The organism is Paraburkholderia bengalensis (assembly GCF_037126505.1).
In the GTDB taxonomy this organism is placed as follows: Bacteria; Pseudomonadota; Gammaproteobacteria; order Burkholderiales; family Burkholderiaceae; genus Paraburkholderia; species Paraburkholderia bengalensis.
On the sequence record NZ_JACFYJ010000001.1, the window covers coordinates 257,565 to 280,579 of the forward strand.

Annotated in this window: 22 protein-coding genes; 15 read left to right on the plus strand and 7 right to left on the minus strand. The window is 60.2% G+C overall.

The window, feature by feature from the left end; genetic code table 11:
* The 3 genes from H3V53_RS01180 to H3V53_RS01190 form a co-directional block, all read right to left on the minus strand.
* A complete protein-coding gene (locus H3V53_RS01180; protein WP_336596338.1) occupies positions 1 to 582 on the minus strand; it encodes a GlcG/HbpS family heme-binding protein in 582 nt (193 codons plus the stop codon).
* Positions 583 to 668: 86 nt separating this feature from the next.
* The gene (locus tag H3V53_RS01185) at positions 669 to 1,061 is read right to left on the minus strand and encodes a cupin domain-containing protein (RefSeq protein WP_336596339.1); all 393 of its coding nucleotides are present in this window, start codon (positions 1,059 to 1,061) and stop codon (positions 669 to 671) included.
* A 364-nt stretch (positions 1,062 to 1,425) separates the two neighbouring features.
* A complete protein-coding gene (locus H3V53_RS01190; protein WP_336596340.1) occupies positions 1,426 to 2,544 on the minus strand; it encodes an enolase C-terminal domain-like protein in 1,119 nt (372 codons plus the stop codon).
* Between the two features lie 180 nt (positions 2,545 to 2,724).
* Between H3V53_RS01190 and H3V53_RS01195 the strand changes: the two genes are divergently transcribed.
* Both H3V53_RS01195 and H3V53_RS01200 read left to right on the plus strand, forming a co-directional pair.
* Positions 2,725 to 3,405, plus strand: a complete 681-nt coding sequence (locus H3V53_RS01195) for a FadR/GntR family transcriptional regulator (protein WP_336596341.1) — start codon at positions 2,725 to 2,727, stop codon at positions 3,403 to 3,405.
* A 137-nt stretch (positions 3,406 to 3,542) separates the two neighbouring features.
* On the plus strand, positions 3,543 to 4,469 hold the full coding sequence (locus H3V53_RS01200) for a ketopantoate reductase family protein (protein WP_336596342.1): 927 nt from the start codon (positions 3,543 to 3,545) through the stop codon (positions 4,467 to 4,469).
* A 476-nt stretch (positions 4,470 to 4,945) separates the two neighbouring features.
* On the opposite strand, the gene H3V53_RS01205 is transcribed toward H3V53_RS01200, so the two are convergent.
* Positions 4,946 to 5,887, minus strand: a complete 942-nt coding sequence (locus H3V53_RS01205; RefSeq protein WP_336596343.1) for an AEC family transporter — start codon at positions 5,885 to 5,887, stop codon at positions 4,946 to 4,948.
* A gap of 114 nt (positions 5,888 to 6,001) precedes the next feature.
* Positions 6,002 to 7,108 (minus strand): mandelate racemase/muconate lactonizing enzyme family protein, encoded by a 1,107-nt coding sequence (locus H3V53_RS01210; RefSeq protein WP_336596344.1) that lies wholly within the window; start codon positions 7,106 to 7,108, stop codon positions 6,002 to 6,004.
* A 268-nt stretch (positions 7,109 to 7,376) separates the two neighbouring features.
* On the opposite strand from H3V53_RS01210, the gene H3V53_RS01215 reads away from it, so the two are divergent.
* From H3V53_RS01215 to H3V53_RS01230, 4 genes are all read left to right on the plus strand, one after another.
* Entirely contained in the window at positions 7,377 to 8,108 is a 732-nt protein-coding gene (locus tag H3V53_RS01215) for an FCD domain-containing protein (protein WP_054926065.1), read from the plus strand.
* 501 nt (positions 8,109 to 8,609) lie between these two features.
* Positions 8,610 to 9,974 carry an MATE family efflux transporter gene (locus H3V53_RS01220; protein WP_336596345.1) on the plus strand — a complete coding sequence of 455 codons (1,365 nt, stop codon included), beginning with the start codon at positions 8,610 to 8,612 and terminating at the stop codon, positions 9,972 to 9,974.
* A 385-nt stretch (positions 9,975 to 10,359) separates the two neighbouring features.
* The gene (locus H3V53_RS01225) at positions 10,360 to 11,127 is read left to right on the plus strand and encodes a C1 family peptidase (RefSeq protein ID WP_336596346.1); all 768 of its coding nucleotides are present in this window, start codon (positions 10,360 to 10,362) and stop codon (positions 11,125 to 11,127) included.
* Between the two features lie 65 nt (positions 11,128 to 11,192).
* Complete coding sequence (locus H3V53_RS01230) at positions 11,193 to 11,624, plus strand: protease inhibitor I42 family protein (RefSeq protein ID WP_336596347.1); 432 nt, start codon at positions 11,193 to 11,195, stop codon at positions 11,622 to 11,624.
* A 58-nt stretch (positions 11,625 to 11,682) separates the two neighbouring features.
* On the opposite strand, the gene H3V53_RS01235 is transcribed toward H3V53_RS01230, so the two are convergent.
* Positions 11,683 to 12,585, minus strand: coding sequence for a LysR family transcriptional regulator (locus tag H3V53_RS01235; RefSeq protein ID WP_336596348.1), 903 nt, complete (start codon positions 12,583 to 12,585; stop codon positions 11,683 to 11,685).
* 105 nt (positions 12,586 to 12,690) lie between these two features.
* Here H3V53_RS01235 and H3V53_RS01240 point away from each other — a divergent pair, with 105 nt between their 5' ends.
* From H3V53_RS01240 to H3V53_RS01250, 3 genes are all read left to right on the plus strand, one after another.
* Positions 12,691 to 13,806 (plus strand): NADH:flavin oxidoreductase, encoded by a 1,116-nt coding sequence (locus H3V53_RS01240; RefSeq protein ID WP_336596349.1) that lies wholly within the window; start codon positions 12,691 to 12,693, stop codon positions 13,804 to 13,806.
* A gap of 247 nt (positions 13,807 to 14,053) precedes the next feature.
* Positions 14,054 to 15,454, plus strand: coding sequence for a mercuric reductase (locus tag H3V53_RS01245; protein WP_336596350.1), 1,401 nt, complete (start codon positions 14,054 to 14,056; stop codon positions 15,452 to 15,454).
* A 230-nt stretch (positions 15,455 to 15,684) separates the two neighbouring features.
* On the plus strand, positions 15,685 to 16,197 hold the full coding sequence (locus H3V53_RS01250) for a winged helix-turn-helix transcriptional regulator (RefSeq protein WP_336596351.1): 513 nt from the start codon (positions 15,685 to 15,687) through the stop codon (positions 16,195 to 16,197).
* Between the two features lie 332 nt (positions 16,198 to 16,529).
* Here the strand turns inward: H3V53_RS01250 and H3V53_RS01255 are convergent, their stop codons facing one another.
* Positions 16,530 to 18,080, minus strand: coding sequence for a bifunctional AfsR/SARP family transcriptional regulator/alpha/beta hydrolase (locus H3V53_RS01255; protein WP_336596401.1), 1,551 nt, complete (start codon positions 18,078 to 18,080; stop codon positions 16,530 to 16,532).
* Between the two features lie 118 nt (positions 18,081 to 18,198).
* On the opposite strand from H3V53_RS01255, the gene H3V53_RS01260 reads away from it, so the two are divergent.
* The 6 genes from H3V53_RS01260 to H3V53_RS01285 all read left to right on the plus strand — a co-directional run bounded on the left by H3V53_RS01260 (position 18,199) and on the right by H3V53_RS01285 (position 22,966).
* Positions 18,199 to 19,590, plus strand: coding sequence for an FAD-dependent oxidoreductase (locus H3V53_RS01260; protein ID WP_336596352.1), 1,392 nt, complete (start codon positions 18,199 to 18,201; stop codon positions 19,588 to 19,590).
* A 30-nt stretch (positions 19,591 to 19,620) separates the two neighbouring features.
* A complete protein-coding gene (locus tag H3V53_RS01265) occupies positions 19,621 to 19,917 on the plus strand; it encodes a hypothetical protein (RefSeq protein WP_336596353.1) in 297 nt (98 codons plus the stop codon).
* Between the two features lie 221 nt (positions 19,918 to 20,138).
* On the plus strand, positions 20,139 to 21,266 hold the full coding sequence (locus tag H3V53_RS01270; protein WP_336596354.1) for a YbdK family carboxylate-amine ligase: 1,128 nt from the start codon (positions 20,139 to 20,141) through the stop codon (positions 21,264 to 21,266).
* A gap of 152 nt (positions 21,267 to 21,418) precedes the next feature.
* Positions 21,419 to 21,670, plus strand: coding sequence for a hypothetical protein (locus tag H3V53_RS01275; RefSeq protein WP_336596355.1), 252 nt, complete (start codon positions 21,419 to 21,421; stop codon positions 21,668 to 21,670).
* A 63-nt stretch (positions 21,671 to 21,733) separates the two neighbouring features.
* Positions 21,734 to 22,684, plus strand: coding sequence for an oxidoreductase (locus H3V53_RS01280; RefSeq protein ID WP_336596356.1), 951 nt, complete (start codon positions 21,734 to 21,736; stop codon positions 22,682 to 22,684).
* Positions 22,685 to 22,774: 90 nt separating this feature from the next.
* Positions 22,775 to 22,966, plus strand: coding sequence for a hypothetical protein (locus H3V53_RS01285; protein WP_336596357.1), 192 nt, complete (start codon positions 22,775 to 22,777; stop codon positions 22,964 to 22,966).
* Positions 22,967 to 23,015: the final 49 nt, after the last annotated feature.

Here is a 23,015-nt window from a genome sequence, read left to right on the forward strand (position 1 = left end):
TCACTGGGGCAACTTGTCAGCGACTTTCGCGATACCCGCAGCAGCGCAGACTTCGTCCTTATCGCCACCCGGTGCACCGCCGATGCCCAACGCGCCGACGATCTCACCGTGCGCCTTGAATGCAACGGCACCCGGGAGCGCAATGACGTTATGGACCGTCGCGAGTTGCGGCGCGTACGGGTTCTTCTTCACAAGCTCGAAGAATCCGCTTGAGCGATCGAAGCCGAACTCCGGTCCGAGCGTGATGACCGTAAATGCTTTCCGGAAGCTCGATTCACCCGTGGCCACGGGTGCATGATCGCCACGCAAAACGACTTGAGGTATGCCGTCCATATCGACGACAGTCGCCGTCGACCAGTAATGATTCTGCTCGCAGACACGCAGTGCCTCTTGCGCGGCCTCAATAGCAATACTGAGTGGAAGCGTGTAGTGGTATCCCGGTTGCGGCGCCTGCTGTGCTTGCGGTGCCTGTTGTGCTTGCGCGGAAATGCATGCGATAGACACTCCGAAAAAGAGTGCTGCGAGTTTTGCGTATTTCACAAAATCCCTCTCAACTTGAAATCGATTGACTGGGCGCTTCAATGAGCCCGTTACGCCGCAAAACGTAAGCAGTGGATAACGGCTGAAGCAAACCCACTCGCGTTCTTCGTGCGGCGATCAGACGAGCGTCACGGAGCGCGCGTTACCAGCGGCTTGTCCTTCTCAACGATGTAGTGGGCCAGCGCCTTGAACCGTCCGCTTCCGACATTGCACACGTTATGCACTTCTCCGGGCGCGAATTGCAGCGGTCGCCCGGCTTTGAGCGGCAAGTCGGGCTTGTTGTCGAACTTCACGACAGCCTCTCCTTCCATGACATAGGCGCTTTCAATCCCGGGGTGAGAATGACGGCCCGTGCAGCCGCCTGGCGGGAGTTCGGCAAGCATCATCTCTGTCTCGTAGCCCGGTGGGAAGTCGATCGTCTGTAGTGCCGTTCGCTCCTGAGCAAGTGCGTTCGCTCCCGTAGCAGCCAGCAAAATAATGGCAGTCGACACCGCCGCCCAGGGTCGCGTCACGGATGACATGTGTGTTCTCCTTAATCAAATTGTTGTGATGCGGTTCGTTAACCGCAGAGAACATACTAGGGGTCGCTTTTTTGGCGATAAAGCCATCGAGTGGAAAAAGAATCTTTCCCTTAAGGAACAGGCTTTGTGTTGTCTGCATTTCGATCCATCGTTGGCGTTACTTCGCACGACTAATTGACCAGGATCGGTGTCACGCTAGAGTAAAAAGTATGGCTTTATCTGCCAGAGCATTTGGGCATCATTCGGCGCTCTGCCTCATGACACTTGTCCAGGCTTGCAATCGATATGCAAAGACGGGCGTTCGTGCAAACGGTGTCATCAGGCGCGTGGCCTGTGCGCACGCGCCGGAAACCGGGCGCCCCCGTTAATCAGCGCGGCACCGCTCGACGCCCTCCTGTGACCACTGAAGTCCCAAACCGGGTTTGTTCGGTGGCGTGATGTATCCGTTCGATACCTGCAATGGCTCTTCGAGGATCGAGTCCGCCCAGCTCGTGTATTCGAGCCAGTGGGCAGTCGGTGTTGCAGCGAGCAGATGCACGCTGATTTCGGGGAACAAATGGGACGACACAGGCACGCCCCGCGCAGCTGCAATCGCTGCACCACGCAGCCAACCGCTTACGCCCCCAATACGCGCGATATCCAGCATCAGATAGTCGGCGGCCTTGGCCGCCACGACGTCATAAACGGACTCCGGGCCATCGAGGTTTTCGCCGAGCTGGACGGGCGTCGTCAATTGACTTGCGATGGCTGCATACCCTTGCAGATCGCTGTGGCGAATCTGCTCCTCCAGCCAATAGATGTTCTGATCCTGCAACTCCAATCCTCGCTGGATCGCATCGTGCACCGTCAGTGCCTGGTTATAGTCCACCATCAGCTCCACCGACACGCCGATCGCCGCGCGCACGGCCGCTGCAACCTGAAGATCCACGCGACGGTCCGGATGGCCAAGCCTCAGCTTCACTGCGTCGAAGCCGGGTTCGAGCAGCTTGAGGGCTTCTTCCGCAGCCTCTTTCGCCGGCATCAACCCCAGCCCGTCACTGTTATAGGCGCGAATCGGGTCCAGACTGCCGCCCAGGAAGGTGGCGAGCGGCATGTTGGCTGCAACCGCGAGTGCATCCCACAACGCAATGTCGATCGCCGCCAGCGCCATGCGCGTGACGCCTGACACACCAAGCAGCGCATAGCGGCGCCCAAGCAGTTCGCTAACTTTTGCGGGCGCCACGGCCATGCCGTCGATCAGCTCCGCCGCTTCCTGCATGATTCCCGCGATGGCCTTCGCGCCGCTCTCCCGGTAGCAGAAGAGATAGCTGCGGCCCACTACCCCTTCCCTTGTTTCCAGATCGACTAGCAGCAAGGGCGCGGCTGTCATCCTGGCAGCGCTCGTGCCCAACGGAAAGCGCATGGGCACCTTTACGAAGCGGGTGCGGATGGCCGAAATATGCAAGACAGGCGAAACGCCAGACGAGGAACCAGCAGCGATCACGTCATTTCTCCGTGTTGGTAGCAATGGTAGAGTTATAAACCATCTTGAACCAAATGGTCAGATGAGCTTAACCAAGTGAGGGATAATTCCGTACATTGGTTACCCAATATGACAGCTGCGCGGCTCGTCTGGATCGACGGGGAAGCCGCCGGGCCATCTACGCTTTGGAGTTTAGGCAACGTGAAGAACGATGTAACCGTGGAGCGGGTGCGCAGTCATCTGCTCGACACCAGTCCCACTGCGGGCGCGAAGCTGCCGACCGAGCGCGCTTTGGCGGAACAGCTCGGGGTTTCGCGCAACGTGATCCGCAGGGCCTTGTCCATCATGGAGATCGAGGGCCGCGTCGTGCGCAAGGTGGGCAGCGGCACTTATCTCGTCAAGCCGGCGTCTGCGGCGCCGGCCGGCCAGGAAACCCCTTCGCGGGCGCAAGTGGAAGCCCGCGATGTCAACCCGAGGCAGATCGTCGAGGCCCGGTTTGCGTTCGAGCCCAACCTGGCGGCGCTCGCCGCCATGAATTGCACGACGCTCGACCTGGACCGGCTCGCCGAATGCGCGCGCCGCTACCACAGCGCAGACGATTTCGAAGCCTACGAGGAGGCCGACGCAGGTTTTCATCGCACGATCGCCACCGCCACGCACAACCCGCTGCTGATCAGCGCATATGAAAGGTTCATGGCCGCCGATGAGCAAGCGGAATGGGGCGGCATTCGTCAGCGTTTCCTGACCGCCGAGCGTCGCGTCGCATCGCGCAAGGAACACGACAAAATCCTCACAGCGATCCGCAATCGCGACTCGGCGGCGGCATTCGACGCCGCGCGCGAGCATCTGCAACACATCACATCGGCCTTGCTGCACCCGTAGCCTGTCGCCGCCGCGCAGTCGGGCCGCCCTTATGCTGGCCCGCCTACGCCGCCAACTTTCGTTTGACACTCTGAATTGGTTCGAGCAAAATCTGACCAATCGACACATTGGGTAGCCAAATAGAGGTGGGTAGATCTATGAAAATTGCAGTGATTGGTTCAGGCGGCGTGGGCGGATTCTATGGATTGAAGCTGGTGAAAACCGGCCACGACGTCACGTTCGTAGCGCGTGGCGCACACCTGCAGGCCATGCAGGAATCCGGCCTCCGCATCGAAAACGATCTTGGCAACAACAGCTTTGCGAAGGTGAAGGCGACCGACGACATAACATCGCTGGATAAACCCGACCTGATCATCATCGCTGTCAAGATGTGGGACCTCGAGGCTATTGCGCATGATCTGAAGAAGATCGCCGGCCCGAACACGGCGGTACTGTCGTTGCAGAACGGCGTCATCAAGGACTACGTCCTGCGACGTGTGTTCGGCGAGGCTAACGTGATCGGCGGCGTCGGCTATGTCGCGACATCCATTGGCCGCCCGGGTGTGATCAAGCAGGTCGGCGCCCTGCAACGCATCAAACTCGGCGAATACGACGGACAAAAACGCGCGCGCACGGAAGAACTGGTGCGCAGCTTCGCGGACTCCGGCATCGAGGCGACACTGTCTGACAATATCGCGCGAGTGCTGTGGGAGAAGTTCGTATTCCTGGTCGGACTGTCCTCCATGACCTGCCTTACTCACCTGACAATCGGGCCGATTCGCGAAAGCGAAGGCAGCCGTGGGGTACTTCGTTCCGTCATCGCGGAGGGCGTGTCCGTGGGACGCGCGCACGGCATTTCGTTGCCCGAAGACTACGCCGACCAATGCATGGATCTGGTCGACAATCTGCCCTACACGATGACGTCTTCGATGTTCCATGACCTGGAGAAAGGCAATCGCATCGAGCTGCCCTGGCTCGGCGGAGGCGTGGTGTCGCTTGCCCGCGAGGTCGATGTTCCCGTGCCCGTCAACACCGTGATCACCGATGCACTGTCTCCCTACGTCAATGGTCGTACGAAGGGCTGAACTGGACGGAACGAACGGGGCAAAAGCGTCAATCGCAGTTGAGCGATGCCCCGCCGCCTTGAAGACTGCAAGCGCTCGTTTATGGAAACCGTCGGCGCTTGCGCGACGGTAACAGCTGCGGCATCTCGCAACTGACGCCTGATCGAACTGATACCTCTCTCGCCACGTCCGGCCGATTCTTTTAGCGTTCATACGCGGAATGTCCTTCCTGTGTGCCACGCGTTGACTGCGGAAACCGCTCTGCGCGCAGCGGAAGAAAGCGCACAACTTCTTTCGCATTGACGTGGATTCCGCTGATCTCTCGACAGCCAACACGCAAGTCCCGCAGCACGTTCGTGCGCAGCCTGTACGTTCACGTCGACGAATCTCGACCACGTAACCGTGTATAGCCGTTGAAAAGCAAACGGGCGTACCGCTATCGAAGCCGAAAGACGAGCGCCATGCGATTTCACAAGGCGCGCCGTCTCTTATCGGCTTCACGCGGCGGCGAGACCTCCATCGACGAGCCAGATCGCGGCCGAGAAAGTAATGATCGACAGTACCGTGCTGACCAGAATGGAAGTCGCCGCTTCACTCTGGTATGCGCCCGCCTCATTCGCAAACATGGCCGGAATAGTCGCGGACGGAAGCGCGCAAAGCAGGATCATCTGTTGTGCGTAGAGCCCGTGAACGCCCAGAAGCACGGTTGCAGCGAACATCAGCGCGGGGTGGATGAACAGTTTCAAGCCGAGGTTCGCCCATACCTCGCTAGACAGCTTCAGCTTGACCGACGACATGATCAGCCCGAGGCACAGCAACGACACGCCGGGGGTCGCCTTGCCGAGCAGATTGAACGACTCGGCGAGTACGGGAGGAAGTTTGATCTGCAAAAGCGAAATCACAATGCCCAGCGCCGGCGCCCACATCAGCGGACGGCGCACCGCGCTCCTGATGCTCGACAAAAACGCCTGCGCGCCGCTTCCTTTTCCGCTTGCCACAGTCAGCAGCATGGTGGTCAGCGGGATCATCACCAGACTCGCGATCAGGTTGAGGATGAGCACCGAATAGATGCTGCCCGCACCGAACATTGCCTGCAGGATTGGAATGCCCATGAATGCCGCATCGGGGTAGCCGTTGACAAAGCCTTTGAGCGTGGCTGCCTTCAGTTCGCGATAGCGCCACCAGCCGATCACCAGCGCGATCGTGTACATGCCCATGATGCCGATGAACGTCGCGACGATCAGCCTCAAGTCGAAAAGCTGCGAGCGCGGCGTGCTCGCCATGCCAACCAGAAGCAGCGACGGAAAGATCCAGCCGAGTACGAGCCGGCTGATGAGCAGGCTGTCCGAATGATTGAGACGTCCGCGCTTGCCTGCAATGAAGCCAAGCACGATAACGAATGCAACCGGTAAAAGTGGTCCAACGATCCTTTCTAACATGTTCTCCTTGCTCCTTCCTTTGTTATGCGAATGCCGTATTGGCCGATCACGTCCCGCCGCGAGCCGGGCTTGCGCTGGACCTGATCGACCGTTGAATGTCGAAGCGGCGGCTGGTTAAAGATCGATCCGGTAGTCCCTGATCACATCGGGATTGGGTTCGATCCCGAGTCCAGGTCCTTGCGGCACATCGATGCGTCCATTACGGGGAATGATGGCGTCGCCATACAGCTGCGCCTCGAGGTCGAAATAGCGCCATTCGACCAGCGCCTTCGCACCACCCAGCGCCGCACTCGCATGAACGCTCGCGAGCAGTCCGGGGCCGTCGTAGAAGGTGTGAACCATAACGGGAACGTTGTGCGCGTTCGCCATTGCAAAGACTTTTTGCAGCTCGGTAATGCCGCCCATTTTCGCGGGACTGGGCTGAATGAAATCGACGGCACCCGCTTCGAGCAGATGCTGAAAGTCCATCACGGTCGACGCGTTCTCGCCTGCCGCGACGGGAATGCCGCCCTGTTTTCGCACCGCTGCAAGACCCGAATAGTTCTCGGGCGGCCACACAGGTTCCTCGATCCAGCGCAGATTGAACTCGCGCAGTTTTTCAGTCATGTCGATCGCTTCGCGCACGGTCCACGGCGCGTTGACGTCGAGTGTGATTTCGATGTCGGGGCCCGCCGCCTCGCGTGCTGCGCGAATCACCTCTACATCCACTTCATGCAGCTTCAGATAGCGGTAACCGCTCTCGACGGCGCGTCGCACGTTGCGCCGGATCAGTTCCGCATCGGCATAACGGATCAGGCTTGCATACGCAGCAAGCGACGTCGCCTCGCTTCCACCCAGTAATTGATAGATCGGCTTGTTCGCTGATTTGCCGGCGATATCCCACAGCGCGATATCGATTGCAGACAGGCCGTAAATGAACGCGCCGCTTCGACCGAAGATATGAAATTTCTTCTGCAAATCGAGCATCGATTTCTCGCGCAGGGTGACGTCGCGATCGATCAGTTCGGGAGCAAGAATCTTGTCGATCACGAGCTTGACCGACGGAATTGCAGTGAAGCCGAAGGTTTCGCCCCAACCGACCGTGCCGTCGTCCGTCGTGACCTTCACGACGAGCGAATCGACCACTTGAAGGTCTTTAGGTCCCCATACGCCACCGGCCGACTTGCCGCCTGTCGTGAAGGGAATTCGAAGTGGAATGGTTTCAATGCTGGCGATTTTCATCTGGATGTTTCCTCGAAGGGATTGCGGAGCCCGCTTCGTTTTTCTGCACGTCTCCTTGCAACGAATCATATGAGACATCCTGTTGTCCTTCAAGTGAACAACCTGTACTTTTTCTGGAATACAGCTGGGCGTGAACTGCAATGCAGAACCGGACCGCTTGACAGAACGGCCATCTGCGGGTAGAGCGCCGAAACGGCGGACTCGCGCCAAGGTCCTGCCCGGCGCTCAGGATGTAGAATAAGAAGACAAGGAACAGGTACCAACGACCATGAGCGAACTGAACGTGCGGCCCGTCGAACGGCGGCCACATCTCGCGGAACACATCGCCCGCTCGCTGAACGACGAGATCGTTTCAGGGCGGCTGAAGCCCGGCGACCGACTACCGACCGAGCATTTCCTCTCGGAGAATTACGGCGTCAGCCGCAACGTCGTGCGCGAGGCGATTGCAAGCCTTCGCGCGCAAGGTCTGATCGAGTCGCGCCAGGGGATCGGCGCATTCGTTGCAGCAACGCGCCAACCTTCGGAGCCTTTGCAGGGCGGCAGCACGCAACTGCTCGAAGGCGACAACACGATCCGCAACATGTTCGAAGTGCGCGCCGTGCTTGAGAGCCAGGCCGCCGCGCTCGCGGCCGCGCACATGACGTCTCGCAAACTGAAGCCCATCCAGGACGCCGTCGAGCGAATGCGCTATGAGGGCGCGCCGACTGCCGCCACCGTCAACGCGGATCTGGACTTTCACCGCGCGGTGGCTGCAGCGTCGGGCAACGACTACCTCGCCGCGATGATCCGTACGGTGCTCGAACCGATGCGTCCGCTCATCGCTGCAAACTTTGCGCGGCAGGGTCCGATGTTCGGCAACATCCCGAATGCGGCGCGCGCGGAGCACGACACGCTCGTGCAGGCGTTCATCGACAAGAATTCAGCGGCTGCACGCGAACTCATGGGGCAGCATATCGTTAGTGCCGCGTCGCGCTTCGGCTACGACATTTCGTTTTTCTGAGCGCTCGAGCTGAAGCGCCGTGTGCAGGCGCGGACGTTGTTGTTGCGGCCGCGCGCGTGACGCCGGCCCTCGGGTTGCTATAACCGTCGATTGGGAAGCCACTGTTTCCACAGCGGAACAAGTGGTTCCGATTGTCTCCGCAAAGTCGCATGCGACACGTCGCGCGCGAATCATGATTCGCCTGGCAACACCTCAAGGAACCTTTATTCGCCGTCGGCACTCTAATCAACCGCATCGCAGCCGATGCATCGTGAAAGCCTGAAGCGGCATCCGCGAAAATTCGCCGGTCGCCCGTCACGCATTTCCTCTCGTAGCCCGCTGGCGTATTCTCGCGCCGCCAGTCCGCGCGCTACACAGTCTTGTCATTCATATGTGGCTCACGCGGTTTTCCTCGGGTGCGCCATAGCGCGCATTCGCGCCATGCCAGCGCTTTGACTCGCACCTCGATCATTTCGCGTGCTCATCCTGGCGTGCCTGGCGAGTAACGTTGGGTTGTCAATCATGCATTCGTTCAACAACGCTTCCCTCGTTCGTCAATACACGAACTACGCAGTGCCTACCGTGCTCGCAGCATGGACGTACTGCATGCATTCCATCATTAGCGGCATATTCATCGGACGTTATATCGGCGCCGATGCGCTTGCCGCATTGAACCTTCTCGTCCCTTTGCTTTACCTGCCTTACGCGTTCAGCGTGATGATCGGCGTCGGCGGGTCGACCCTGGTTTCCAGATTGCTCGGCGAAGGGCGCGAGCGCGACGCCGCTGCGGCCTTTACGCAGGCCCTGTGTCTGCTCGGCTTGTGCGGCGTTGCGTTTGCAGTCGCGATCCATTTCCATGCCGACACTTTCGTGCAATGGACAGGCGCGCGCGGCGAACTCGCGAGCCTCGCAAAAGACTTCCTGCACGCCTATGCGCCGTTCTTGTTGTTCCCGACGGCATGCTACGCGCTCGAACTGTTCCTGCGCATCGAAGGCGCGGCCAGGTTCGGACTCGGCTGCCTGATCGCTGGCGGTATCGCCGATGTCGTGCTGACGTGGTGGGCGCTCGACCACCTGCAATGGGGCATGCGCGGTGCGGCGCTCGCATCGGGCATCAGTCAGGCGCTCGCATGCATGCCAATGCTGCTTTATCACTTCATCAAGGCGCAACGCGTTCGTCCCATCGCTCGTGCGTTCGCTCGACTCGATCACGCCTGGCGCATGGCCTATAACGGCACTTCGGAGTTTCTCGGCGAAATCGCGCCGAGCGTCACGCTCTTCGCGTTCAATCACGCGGTGTTGCGCTGGCTTGGCGACACAGGTCTCGTCGCATTTGCAGTGGTCGAATATATGTCGATGATCGCGCTAGTCACGATGGTCGCGCTCGTACAAAGCATGCAGCCGATTGTGAGCTTCGAGCGCGGCGCCGGCAATCGGCAAGCCGTCTCGCGCGCATTCGCGATCGGCATGACATCGACGGCGGGATTCGCGCTCGTCGCTGCCTTCGCGATTCTTACCATCGCACAACCGCTCGGCGCGCTCTTCGTGCCCGACAGTCCGGCAGCGCAAGCGATCCTGCGCGATGCGCTGCCGTGGTGTGCGCTGGCGCTCCTGCCCGCTGCAATCAATCTCGCGATCAGCGGGTATTTGACGGCCATCGAGGCGCCGCTCGCATCGATGATCGTCGCGCTGTTACGCAGCTGGCTTTTGCTGCTGACCATGCTCTGGCTTCTGACCGGATGGCTCGGGCCGAACGGTATCTGGATGACCGTCGCCGTCACCGAGTTGACGACGCTTGCCGCGAGCATCGTGCTTTATCGCACGCGCGGCCGGCGCCTCGATCTGTCCACGCCCGCGACGCCGAACGGAACGCAGGCGCTCTTATAGGCAATGGTTTCACCAGGCGCTAATGCATGACGCGCCAGATGGAAGCACTAATCCGCTCTTCGTGGATCAACCCTTTCCGGCGGTAGTGCAATCTTGTCCACTTTAAATACGTACTCCGGAACGACAGTTGTCGTTTGGCGACGTACGTACCATTAAAAACACCGGGCATGGCTCGTCTATAGCTTTACCAGAATTCCCGGCACCTGGTGCTCTCCAGATAAATCATCGACACCAAAACATCGTCCGTGGTCTTGTCGATTGCTCGAACCACGACGCCATCACGCCAGAGTAAGAACTGACGCGCGACGCAGAACAAGTTGAAACAATCTCCGCGCGGACAGTGCCAATGCCATATCCAGCTTCGATCGAAGTCAAGGAGGTAGTCATGCCCTATTCTGTCAAACGCTTCGGGTGGGTTCGCGATCTGCCCGATCAACGCGATCACCTCTACGCTGCGCCAGTAACTGCGTTGGCGGCGTTGCCCCCGAGTGTCGACCTTCGAACTCAATGTCCTCCCATTTACGATCAAGGCGACCTAGGAAGTTGCACCGGAAACGGCATTGCGGCCGCGATGCAGTTCGAGCGGATGAAGCAGAATCTGACGCCCAATTTCATTCCGTCCCGGCTGTTCATCTACTACAACGAACGCGTCATCGAACATACGGTCAATTCGGATAGCGGCGCAATGATCCGCGATGGAATGAAGAGCGTCGCAAAGCTAGGGGATTGCCCCGAAACGCTATGGCCTTATGACATCTCGAAGTTTGCGGTCAAGCCGCCATCCAATGCTTATAGCGAGGCGCTCAAGGACAGGGTGGTTCAATACCAGAGGTTGGTCCAGAACTTGAGCCAGATGAAAGGGTGTCTTGCAAGCGGCTATCCGATTGTGTTTGGCTTCACCGTCTACGAAAGTTTCGAAAGTCCGCAGGTTACGCGGACGGGCGTCGTGCCCATGCCCGCGCATGGGGAACAGGTGCTAGGCGGGCATTGTGTCGTCGCCGTGGGATATGACGACGCTCACCAGCGGTTTATCGTCAGAAACTCTTGGGGAACAGGCTGGGGAATGGATGGTTATTGCACCATGCCATATGCCTATCTGATCGACCCCAATCTCTCTTCGGATTTCTGGACGGTTCGCCTCGTTTCCGCCTGAGTTGCCTCTGACGGTCACAAGTCTTCGGCCGGCTCTTGGGAGGGCCGGCTGCTCGGAGCTCGACCATGGTGGTCGGTGTGCGTCGAGTGATCTTTTGCACCGCATTCACGTGGCTGGTCGGCTGCAGCGCGACCGGCACTCACCGAGAAGACGGGGTCCGAACAGTGGACATTGCCACAACTGAGATCACCTTGAGCGACAAAGGTCGTGACGTTGCAATCAAGTCTGGCCAACGCGTGACAATCAAGCTGGAGGAAACGCCTGGCACGGGTTACCGGTGGGGACTCGCTGCGGATGTTCCTCGAATACTTCGTTTGATCGGGTCGCGATACATTGCACCAACGGGTGCGCAGTTGGGCAAACCCGGCATCAGTGAATGGACATTTGAAGCGTTGGGTTCAGGCGACGGCCAGCTTTATCTAAAGCGCTCGCGTTCATGGGAAAGCAACAGTACTGGCTCAGCAGATTTTGAAATCACCGTCCACGTGACGCGTTGATATGACAACTCGCCGGGCAAGTAGACTAGCGGCGAAAGTATCCGCGCGCCGAGAGCCATCAGGATGCGTGTCCGAGGCTGCGGCCAAGCTGTGCAATCTCCTTTTGAAGCGCATCGAGAAACACGCTCACCCGGTTCGGCACATAGCGTCGGCTCGGCATGACGGCCCAGATCGACAGATCCTCCATCGCCGCGTCCTGCAGTTCGATCTTCACCAGCGAGTTGTCCGCCAACTGCCTGAATACATCCCAGTAGGTCAACTGGGCAAGCCCCAGACCTTGCACGGCAGCCGTGCGCGCCGCTTCGACACTGGTCGTCGTGACGTAAGCGTCGACGCGTTTGCGTATCAACGTACCGTCGACGATGAGCGGCCATTGCCTCACCGCACACAACCTGATGCACGCGTGCTCGTCCAGATCGGAAACCTTCGTGGGACGTCCACGCTTCTTCAGATATGCAGGCGCAGCGCAGATCAGGCGAGGGTTGGGAGCAATCTTCTTCGCCACCAGTTCGGAGTCTTCCAGCGGCGCAATCCGCAACGCCACGTCGAGTCCCTGTCCCACGATATCAACCTGACGATCCGACAGATCGAGGTCGATACGAAGATCAGGATTTGCTGCCAGCAAGGCGGGAAGCATCGGTAACAAGACCGACTGCGCGAAGCCGCTAGGCGCCGTCATGCGCAGCACGCCCGATGCCCTGCCCGGCGAAGGGCTGAGTTCGGCTCGCGCGCCCGCCTCTGCGTCCGCCATCTCCCTCGCAAACGGGATGAAGGCTTCGCCTTCCGCGGTCAGCGTAAGCGAACGTGTCGTCCGATGAAAAAGACGCACGCCAAGATCCTCTTCGAGCGCCGCGATTCGCCGCGATACCTGCATCGGCACCACGTCGAGCTGTCGCGCCGCAGCCGACAGGCTCCCCGCCGAGGCGACGGCCAGAAAGGTTCGAACGTCAGGAAGAAGCATCGTTTATATCCAAAAGTGTTAGGGCGGCTTCACGTTCCAGCATCTGTTTCCCGCTGCTCGCGGCACCTACCATGCACTCACCTTCTCTTCGACGCGAGCAGCAAAATGACCGACACGACTTCCCTGATTCTTTCCCCGTACGAGCGCAACGGCATCGCAGTGCGCAACCGCATTGCAGTCGCACCGATGACTCGCATTACCGCTACGGAAAATGGACACCCGACGCAAACCATGTTCGATTACTACCTGCGCTTTGCGGAAGGTGGCTTCGGTCTGGTGACAACCGAGGGACTTTATACCGACAAGGCGTTCTCGCAAGGATACCGGTTTCAGCCGGGTCTGGCGGACGACGAACAGGCACAGGGCTGGACCGCCTTCCTTCGCGACATGCAGGCGCGGGGCGCACAGGTCGTCGCGCAGCTCATGCATGCGGGCGCGCTGAGTCAGGGCAATTTCCATCGAACGGGTACGGTGGGGCCGTCGGCGGTGCGGCCCAAAGGCAAGCAGATGGAGTTCTACTTCGGCGAGGGACAGTACCCCGAGCCGAGGCAGTTGACCGCGCATGAAATCGACGATGCAGTAGACGGCTTTGTGAATGCTGCACGTCGCGCCGTAAACATTGCCGGGTTCAATGCCGTGGAGATTCATGGCGCCAACGGCTATCTGCTCGACCAGTTTCTGACGGCGGAAACCAATCGCCGGACAGACCGTTGGGGCGGAGACACACAGGCGCGTGTCCAGTTGCTCGCCGACGTCGTCAAGGAAGTGAAACTGGGCGTCGGAAACGCGGTACCTGTCGGCATACGGATTTCTCAGGGAAAGGTGAATGACTTCACCGCGAAGTGGCCGGGCGCGCAGCGCGACGCCGAAGTAATCTTCGGCACGCTGGCGGCTGCGGGCGCGAACTTTATCCACGTTACCGAATATGAAGCGTGGCAGCCTGCATTCGAAGGCACGACGGACAGCCTGGTCGCGCTGGCACGTCGCTATACACCAGGCGTCACGATCATTGCAAACGGCAGCTTGCATACGGCGGACCGGATCGCCAATGCGCTGCAAGACGGTGCGGACCTGGTGACGATAGGACGCGGCGCGCTAGCCAACCCCGACCTGCCAAAGATGCTCGAACGCAAACGCGAACCGAGAATATTCGATGGTTCGATTCTTCAACCGGTCGCGAACATCAAAGACGCCGAGCTCTCGATGCAGACAGTTGCCTGAGCGCTAGTCACCACCCACGCCGCCGACTGCGCGCGCAGTCGATACGCGGCTGACACGTCTTATCTGCCAGCACCGATTGCGCGCCACGCCCAATCAAGCGTGAGCGTCATACGTTCATCGGATGATACTTTCGAGCATGATATTGCGACTTTGAAGGCTCAACAGGATCAATGTACGCCCCTAAAGTGGAGGCTCCCAAGCACCACCGAATGAGGTCGAACCATGCTCACATCCCTTGGAGGCTTTCATGTCGCAGGTTGAACATTTCGATACGTTGATTCTCGGTAGCGGCCAGGGCGGCAAGCTGCTGGCGTGGCATCTCGGACGGACAGGACAACGCGTCGCCGTCGTCGAACGTCAGTGGGTGGGCGGCTCATGCCCTGCCGTCGCGTGCCTGCCCAGCAAGAACGAAATATGGAGCGCGCGTGTTGCGCATCTGGCGCGACATGCCGGCGACTTCGGCACGACGACGGGCCCCGTTGCCATCGATATGGCGAAAGTGCGCGAACGCAAGCGCGCCATGGTCGAGCGGGAAGCGGCTTTCCACGTACAAGCGTACGCTTCGAGCGGCGCTGAACTGATCATGGGCACCGGGCGGTTCGTCGGACCGAAGACGGTCGAAGTGCAACTCAACGATGGCGGCACACGTCGGCTCAGCGGCGACCAGGTGGTTGTCAATGTCGGCACGCATGCCGCCATTCCCGATGTACCCGGTTTGCAGGTCGCCGACCCGCTGACGCATATCGGCGCGCTGGAGCTCGACTACGCGCCGGCCCATCTGATCGTGCTCGGTGGCGGCTATATCGGCATCGAGATGGCGCAAGCGTATCGGCGTTTCGGCAGTCGCGTGACAATCGTCGAGCGCGGCGCACGACTCATGGCCCGCGAAGATACCGACGTCAGCGAAGAAATGCTGCGCATTCTGCGTGCCGAAGGCATCGATGTCGTGACGAACGCAGAGACTATCCGTGTCGAGGGCCGCTCCGGCGAGCAGGTGCGCATTACGTTGCGCACCGCTTCAGGGGAACAGATGATCGACGGCAGCGATATTCTGGTCGCGGCGGGGCGCGTGCCGAACACCGCCGGCATCGGACTCGAACAGGCAGGCATCGATATCGACGAACGCGGATACATTCGTGTCAATGACAGGTTACAGGCAACGGCGACGGGTGTGTGGGCGATCGGCGAAGTCGCGGGCAGTCCGCAATTCACGCATGTATCGGTCGATGACTTCAGGGTCGTGCGGGACAACATGGCGGGCGGCAATCGCGCGACCACCGACCGTCTGGTGCCGTACACGCTGTTCACGGACCCGCCGCTTGCGCGCGTCGGCTTGAATGAAAGCGATGCGCATCGCAGCGGTATCGCGGTTCGCGTTGCGACACTCCCGATGAGCCATGTGCTGCGCACGGAAGCGACGGATGAAACTCAGGGCTTCATGAAGGTCCTGGTCAGCGCTGACGACGATCGCATCGTGGGATTCACGATGATCGGAGCGGAAGCAGGAGAAGTGATGGCGTCGATGCAGACGGCGATGCTCGCGAACCTTCCGTATCAGAAGCTGCGTGACGCCGTCATTTCACATCTGACCTTTGCTGAAGGACTGGGGCCGCTTCTGTCGAATGTGCCTGCGAGAGCGGCAGCATAGTCGGCCCTGCGCGCGTTGCAGGCGAGTGCGCCCGTATGGCGGCTCGCCTGTCGTCAGGCTGAAGCGGCGCCGCGTCGCGCCGCTCGCAATATGAGCCTCATAGTTTCAGGTTCCGCATGAATTTCGCCAATACAAAGGCACTTTTTCATCCAATCCATCAGGTTTCCTGAACCCTCGACGAAAATTTCCGCCCTGTGGTACTATGAAAATAGTAGTTACACGGAGGCGAGATGAAACGCAGAGAGAAATGGGTGACCACGGTATGCCCGGTTGCTCGATCGACGGAAGTCGTCGGCGACAAGTGGACCATACTGATCCTGCGCGAACTCTACATGGGTGCGACCAGGTTCGAGGAAATCCAGATCCAGACTGAGGCGACACCTCAGATGCTGGCCACGCGCCTGAAGTCGCTCGAGGCAGACGGCATGGTCGAGCGCCATCCTTATCAAAAAAGGCCTTTGCGCCATGAGTACCGTCTCACGGAGAAAGGCAAGGCGTTCTATCCGGTGATCCAGACGCTACGCACGTGGGGGGAGACCTGGTGCAAGAGCCGAGGCGAAGAAGTCGCGGTACGGTTTACGCATCGCAAATGCGGCCACGAGGTGGGGCTCGACTACGTGTGCCCCGTGTGCGGCGAATATGTCGAGCGACGCGATCTCGATTCCGTGTTGAGTGCCACCTTTGCTACCGAGCGCGAAAAGCGGCGCGAAGCATTCAAAGCGGCGAAAGCCCGCGTCGAGTGATTCCGGCTCCGCGTATCCGTCAAAAGCCTTCCCAAGACACAACCGTCAAGGCCGCATCGAAGCGTTGGCGGTACCCGGCCTCATCGGCGCACGAAGAGGCGCGACAAATACCCAGTCCGCGTAGTGCCCCTTGTCTTCGAACCCTTTGAAGTCCGGCGCGAATTGCGCAATCTTGATCGGCTGCGCGACGGACGCGCTGTGTATCCCGACAATCGGAGTCGAATGGCAGCGCGCGCAGATAGTGCGCGAGTGCCGGGGTCATTGCATCCCCACGACGCCGAAGGTGTAAGCGGACGGCGGCGCCATGGTGATCGGCGTGCCGCTTACGCCAATCAGGGCGCGAGGCTGCCGACAAATTGCCTAATGCTCTCCAGGATGGGTCGCTGGTCGCCGGCAAAAGCCCAGTGATCGGCGCCTTCGAGTTCGACATATCGCGCGTTCGCAATGTGGCTGGCAAGATGCCGGCCAGCGCCGACGCGAACGGCCTGGTCGTCGTGACGATGGAGCACCAGAGTTGGAACGGAAATGCGTCGCAACAGATCGCGCACATCCATATCGCGCAACGCCTCGAGCACGCCCCGAATGGCTCCCGGACTCGACGCGGTCCGCAGCAAGCCCGCCCACCACGCTCTCGCCTGAGGATCGCGCGATAAGCTCGGCGCGAACGTTTCAATGCCTGCAGGCCCGCCCCAGCCTGCGACGAGTTGCTGGAGCCACACGTCGTAGTGGTTGGCACGCAGCGCATGCGGGTAGTCGGGCGTCGCGCTTCCCTTGGCGAGCGAGCCAAACAAAATGAGGCCAGCAACCCGCTCGGCGTGATCGGCGGCGAATTTGATGCATGCCGGTCCGCCCTCGGACGCACCGAACAACACCACCCGGCGGCTCCCCGCCGCGTCGAGTACCGTGCCGATGTCCTGCGCGGTTGCGTCGACGCCGGGCTTGAACCCGACCCGGTCGGAAAGCCCGACGCCGCGACGGTCGAACAGGATGAGCCGGCCCATTTCAGCGAGAGAAGATAGAAACGCCCGGCACCGGGGTTCTTCCCAAAGCCGTTCGACGTGGGACACGAAACCAGGCAGCAGCAATACATCCATGCCGCCAGCGCCATAGGTCTGAAACGCGAGATGGACGCCGTCGCCGCAGACATAGCGCGTCGGCGGCGGGGATTCGACGGGGGACGTGGTAGCGATGTTCAGCAACGCGCGGGTCTCGGTTTCCGGCGCCACATCGAGTGCGTCGCGAAGGCGCTGCGTCAGCGCATCGAAGTGGCGTTCGGCCGTGGTGCGGTCCCCGGCGAGCAGGAGATTGCGGATCAGGTGCCGGGCGAACGCTTCGCTGAGCGGGTCGAGTTGAACGAGACGCCCGGCGTGTTCAGCCGCAGCCGCGTAGTCACCCACCGCATGTCTGTCGTGCACCACCCGTTCCAGCGCGTGGATCGTCCGGCCCCGCAATGCCTCGCGGCGAAAGAAGGCCCACTCTTCAAACTGCGGGCAATCGCCCGGCGAAAAACCTTCGAGAAAGTCGCCGGCATAGTAACGGCATGCCCGTTCGTACTCGCCGGCATCACAGGCTTGCTCGAACAGTTGGGAATCCGTTTGCAGATCGACAGACGATGACCAGCGAACCGTCGACCGGTCGGTTGTGAGGACATCGTCGCCGAGCGTGAACGAGAGACGGTACATGAGACGCCGCAGCCGTGCCCGAGCGACATCTTCGCCGCTATCCGGCCACAACATGGTCGCGATGATGTCGCGCCCGACGGGGCCCTTCGCTTCCGCCAGATAGACCAGCAGGGCCAGGCCTTTGCGCAAGGCTATCGGACAAGGCACGTCGTCGCGACGGATCTCCGGATACCCAAGCGTGCGCACGCTGAACAAGGTCATCGTCATGCAACCCTCCATGACGGCGTCGAGGGGACGCTCAGGGGACGCGTCGATCCTAACATGCACGACAGACGATCATCGCTGCACGCATTGCAGCGGATCGCACTGGAGGAGTGCCATGAAGAACCTGGGTCAGCATGCAATCGTGATAGGCGCCGGAATGGGTGGACTGCTGGCTGCACGCGCGCTATCGGATTTCTATTCCGCCGTGACCGTGCTCGAACGCGATGCGTTTGCGGCAGCAGACACCTGGCGCAAGGGCGTGCCGCAGGGTCGTCACACTCATGGGCTTCTTGCCCGCGGCAGCGCAGTGTTCGAAGAATTCTTCCCGGGCTATCGCAACGATGTCGTCGCACACGACGGCGGCTTGCTCGGCGATGTCGCCAACGATGTGATCTGGATTGGCCGCAACCTCACGCTCGCCAACGGCAAGAGCGACCTGACGGGACTGCTTGCGAGCCGTCCCGTGCTCGAAGGCCATTTGCGACGGCGGCTGCTGCAACTGCCGAACGTGCGTGCTATCGAGAATTGCGCCGTGCGTGGACTCGTCAGCGACGCCGCCCGCGAGCGCGTGACGGGCGTGCGCATCTGTGTCGACGGCAAAGAGGAAGAGGTCGTCGACGCAGATCTTGTCGTCGATGCGAGCGGCCGAGGCTCGGGCAGCGCGAAGTGGCTCGACGATCTCGGCTACCCGCCGCCCGCCAGCGAGAAGGTCGAGGTCGGCATTGGCTACACGACCCGTACTTACCGGCGTCGGCCGACTGATCTTGACGGCAAGCTCGGCATCGTCGTCGCAGGCAGTGCGCCGAACTGGCGCAACGGCGTCATGCTCGCGCAGGAGAGCGACAGCTGGATTGTCAGTTCGGGCGGCTTTCTCGGCGACGAGGCACCTGACAACGACGAAGACTTTCTTGCGTATCTGGCGACACTGCCCACCAGGGAGATTCACGACATGGTTGCCCGAGCGGAGCCGCTAAGCGCTTACCGGCGTTACCGCTTCGCCCACAGTTTGCGCCGTCGGTACGAGGCGCTTTCGCGCTTTCCCGCGAACTACCTGGTTTTCGGCGATGCTATCTGCAGCTTCAATCCCGTCTATGGCCAGGGTATGACGGTCGCGGCGCAGGAGGCGCTCACGCTGCAACGGTGCCTCGCGAGCGGGGCAACTAAAGACCTTGCGCAGCGGTTCTTCAGAGAGGCCGCGAAGATCGTCGACGCTGCGTGGGACATTTCCGTCGGCAACGACCTTCGCAATCCGCTCATCGACGGTCCGCGGCCGCCGATGCTGCGTTTCATCAACTGGTACATCGGACGGCTTCATGTTGCTGCGACCGGTGACAGCACGTTGGCAACCGCGTTTCTTAACGTAGTCAATCTGATGGCTCCGCCAACGTCGCTGCTCTGCCCGGCCATTGCATGGCGCGTCTGGCGAGGCAATCGAATGTCGACGCTGGCGTGTTCCCGTGTGCAATCGTGCGAAGTGTCTCGACACGGGCTTTTCCGTCGAAGCTAACCTAGCTGAATAGTTCTATAGGAGAGCGACATGATCGGCGTATTCGTTACGTTTCGCTATGGCGACGATTTCAATGAACAATCCCTGTGGACCATCGCTGAAACCGCGCGTGCAAAATTCGAGGGCGTGCCTGGGTTACGTTCAAAGGCTTTCACGCTCAATTCCAGCAAGCGTGAGGCCACGAACTTCTACGTATGGGAATCGGAAGATGCGGCAAAAGCGTTCTTCACCGAAGCGCTTATTGATCGCGTAACCGGTCTCTACGGTGTACGCCCTGGCGTCGAATTCGTGCAGATTGCCGCGCTAGTGGAAAACGTGCGGGCATAACGGCATCTGGCGTGGTGGCAATGCCCGCTAGCCGCCGCATCCGTCAAGCTTGATAAGCAGCTTACACTTTCCTAGAGTGAAGCTTGGCCGTATCGGCACAATGCGGCGCCGTCAAATTGCCCGATTTTCCGCACATGCGATGGCGTTGACTCGCCTGAAGCGCACTCTTATTGGAAGCGTCACCGTTCGGCGCGGGCATCGTCGTGTAAAAGGGATATCGCATGCTGCAGCCATTTGCGTCATCAGATCCGTTTACGATGGGAGTCGAGCTTGAAGTACAGATCGTCAATACCCACGACTACACGCTAACGAAGGCAGCGACGGAATTGCTGAGCAAGGTGAGCGAGCGGCACTTTGCCGGGTCGATCAAGCCGGAAACGACGGAGGGAATGATCGAGTTGTCGACAGGCGTGTGTCGTGATTTCGATCAGGTGAACAATGAACTCCGGGTACTTCGCGATACGCTCGTCTGGGCAGCCGACTTTCTCAATGTCGGCGTTTGCGGAGGAGGCACAAACATCTTCCAGAACTGGTACGAGCAGCGATCTGACGGGCGCGAACGCTCCGAATACCTGATGGGGCTGTACGGGGCGCTATATCAGCAATTCACGATCTTCGGCCAACACGTGCATGTCGGCTGCCCAGATGCGGATTCAGCGCTCGTTCTTTTGCATTCGCTTTCGCGTTACATCCCGCATTTCATCGCCTTGGCCGCTTCCTCGCCGTACGTCCAGGGCACCGATACGCAGTTTCAGTGTGCCCGGCTGAATTCAATTGCCCCCTTTCCTTTGTCTGGTCGGGCGCCATTCGTGACACGGTGGAGCGAGTTCGAAGCGTACTTCGACCGCATGACGAAGACGGGGCTCGTCAATAGTCTAAAAGACTTTTACTGGGACATCCGCCCAAGCCCTGGGTACGGCACGATTGAAATACGCGTCATGGATACCCCCTTATGTGTCGAAAGAGCCGCCGCCATCGCCGCTTATATCCAGGCGCTTGCTTGCTATTTGCTGGTTGAAAAGCCTTTGCGTCTGAGTGAGCAAGATTACGAGGTATACCGGACGAACCGGTTCATGGCCTGCCGCTTTGGGCTCGACGGACAATACCTGAATCCGGAGACGGGGCATCGCGGGCCGATTCGCGGCGAGATCCTTGCCACGCTAGAGGCAATCGCTGGCCATGCACGCAATATGGGCGCGGAGCAAGGCCTCGAAATCATCCGGCGCACCGTGACAGACGGTTTCAGCGACGCGATGTGCTTACGCCGAATCTACGGCAGGCATGACTCGTTGCATGAGGTTGCACGTCAGCAGTGCCAGATCTGGCGTGGTGCGCAAATGCCGGAATAGACCGCGCCGCTTTCCCGCGACTCCATACACCATTAATGATTGTTATCATAAAAATCATTAATTATCGTAAATGGTTTCACTGCCCTACTCTCCAGTCATCTCCAGTGCCGATAGAGATGGCCACGCAGACGTAGTCGCAGGAGTCGAGTGTCATGGATACCGCACGGTCGTCGTTGCATTACCAGGTCGAGAAATGGCTCAGGCCTGAACCGTCGGATTGCGTGCGCGTCGCACGGTTCGGTCATATGGCGGACGGCACGCGCTATGTACAGATCGCTGCAACGCGGATCAACGGCCATCGGGAACTCTATTTCTTCCGGCACGATGACGGCGACTGGTGCGTTTTCCCGCAGAGATCCAGACAGCCCTCTATGTCGGCATACCGACTCACTCAAGCCTGTTGAACGGTTCATCGGCATCACGGTCGAAGGTACGCAGATTCATCTGACCTCTTCGCAAAGCCGCCGATGACCCTGAACAAGCAGTGGACCATCGATGACGTCGCGCCGCAAAACGGCAGGCGCGTCATCATTACGGGAGCGAACAGCGGCATCGGCTACCACGCCGCTGCAGCACTCGCTCGTAATGGCGCGGAGGTGGTGCTCGCCTGCCGCGACGAACAGCGCGGCGCAGATGCGCTCGGCCGTCTGCAGCGGGAAATTCCCGATGCCCGCTTGCAATTCGAACGGCTCGATCTCGCAAGCCTCGCTTCGGTGCGCAGCTTTTGCGAGCGCGAGTTGGCACGACGCCTGCCGCTCGACATTCTCATCAACAACGCGGGCGTCATGGCGCCTCGCCGACGCGTCGAAACGGCCGACGGCTTCGAATTGCAGTTTGGCACCAACGTACTCGGGCATTTCGCGCTGACGGGCATGCTGTTGCCCGCGCTCGAGCTGGCGGCGAAGGCGTCGTCCGAACGGCCGCGTGTGGTCACGGTCGCCTCGATCGCGCACAAGACCGGGCGGCTCTACTTCAACGATCTGCAGTCAACGCGTCGTTACGGACCCATGACGGCCTATCGACAATCGAAGCTCGCCAACCTCATGTTCGCGTTCGAACTCAGCCGGCGTTTGCGCGCCGCGCGATCCCGTGTGATGTCGGTCGCCACGCATCCCGGCGTTGCCGACACGAACCTGTTCCGCGCCGACCATTTTGCTGCGAGCCCGACGGTTCGATCTGTGCTGAGCGTCCTGATCAAGACGCTATTGAATAGCGAGCAGACGGGCTCGCTTCCAACGCTCTATGCCGCGACGGCGGACGATGTCGTCGACAGCGGCTACTATGGCCCGCTCGGCCTGTTCGAAATGCGCGGTGAAGTCGTGGGACCTGCGAAGGTCGCCGCTCGGGCAAGTAACGAACACGATGCAAGGCAACTCTGGCAGGCCTGCGAGTCGCTGACGGGCATTGCGTTTGGATAGCGCAGCGCCGGGCAACTGCATGCCATGTGCTTGCCCCCGCTATCCGTCTGTATCAAGATCGAATCGCCCCATCCAGACGAGAGCATTCAGATGACAAACGACACCGATCCCGACAAGCTGAAAGGCCCCGGTGGCTTGACGTTGCGTCAGATCCACGAGCAGGTGCAAAAGAGCGTGGAGCGCGACCGCCAGGAACAGGCATCGCGCGAAGCCATGACGATGCCGCGCAGCAGATGGCAACGCTGGGTGCGCTATGTGTGGGGCCGCAGCGGGCGTCGCTAGCTTGCGGCAAGCGGCATCACGCACTGGCATACCTTGCACGGAGAGATTC

Coding starts and splice junctions, on each gene's coding strand:
- H3V53_RS01250 (WP_336596351.1), top strand. CDS start 15,685: ATGAAACGCAGAGAGAAATGGGTGACCACGGTATGCCCGGTTGCTCGA.
- H3V53_RS01260 (WP_336596352.1), top strand. CDS start 18,199: ATGAAGAACCTGGGTCAGCATGCAATCGTGATAGGCGCCGGAATGGGT.
- H3V53_RS01185 (WP_336596339.1), bottom strand. CDS start 1,061: ATGTCATCCGTGACGCGACCCTGGGCGGCGGTGTCGACTGCCATTATT.
- H3V53_RS01255 (WP_336596401.1), bottom strand. CDS start 18,080: ATGACCTTGTTCAGCGTGCGCACGCTTGGGTATCCGGAGATCCGTCGC.
- H3V53_RS01265 (WP_336596353.1), top strand. CDS start 19,621: ATGATCGGCGTATTCGTTACGTTTCGCTATGGCGACGATTTCAATGAA.
- H3V53_RS01270 (WP_336596354.1), top strand. CDS start 20,139: ATGCTGCAGCCATTTGCGTCATCAGATCCGTTTACGATGGGAGTCGAG.
- H3V53_RS01225 (WP_336596346.1), top strand. CDS start 10,360: ATGCCCTATTCTGTCAAACGCTTCGGGTGGGTTCGCGATCTGCCCGAT.
- H3V53_RS01205 (WP_336596343.1), bottom strand. CDS start 5,887: ATGTTAGAAAGGATCGTTGGACCACTTTTACCGGTTGCATTCGTTATC.
- H3V53_RS01220 (WP_336596345.1), top strand. CDS start 8,610: ATGCATTCGTTCAACAACGCTTCCCTCGTTCGTCAATACACGAACTAC.
- H3V53_RS01245 (WP_336596350.1), top strand. CDS start 14,054: ATGTCGCAGGTTGAACATTTCGATACGTTGATTCTCGGTAGCGGCCAG.
- H3V53_RS01210 (WP_336596344.1), bottom strand. CDS start 7,108: ATGAAAATCGCCAGCATTGAAACCATTCCACTTCGAATTCCCTTCACG.
- H3V53_RS01285 (WP_336596357.1), top strand. CDS start 22,775: ATGACAAACGACACCGATCCCGACAAGCTGAAAGGCCCCGGTGGCTTG.
- H3V53_RS01280 (WP_336596356.1), top strand. CDS start 21,734: ATGACCCTGAACAAGCAGTGGACCATCGATGACGTCGCGCCGCAAAAC.
- H3V53_RS01230 (WP_336596347.1), top strand. CDS start 11,193: ATGGTGGTCGGTGTGCGTCGAGTGATCTTTTGCACCGCATTCACGTGG.
- H3V53_RS01240 (WP_336596349.1), top strand. CDS start 12,691: ATGACCGACACGACTTCCCTGATTCTTTCCCCGTACGAGCGCAACGGC.
- H3V53_RS01200 (WP_336596342.1), top strand. CDS start 3,543: ATGAAAATTGCAGTGATTGGTTCAGGCGGCGTGGGCGGATTCTATGGA.
- H3V53_RS01215 (WP_054926065.1), top strand. CDS start 7,377: ATGAGCGAACTGAACGTGCGGCCCGTCGAACGGCGGCCACATCTCGCG.
- H3V53_RS01235 (WP_336596348.1), bottom strand. CDS start 12,585: ATGCTTCTTCCTGACGTTCGAACCTTTCTGGCCGTCGCCTCGGCGGGG.
- H3V53_RS01275 (WP_336596355.1), top strand. CDS start 21,419: ATGGATACCGCACGGTCGTCGTTGCATTACCAGGTCGAGAAATGGCTC.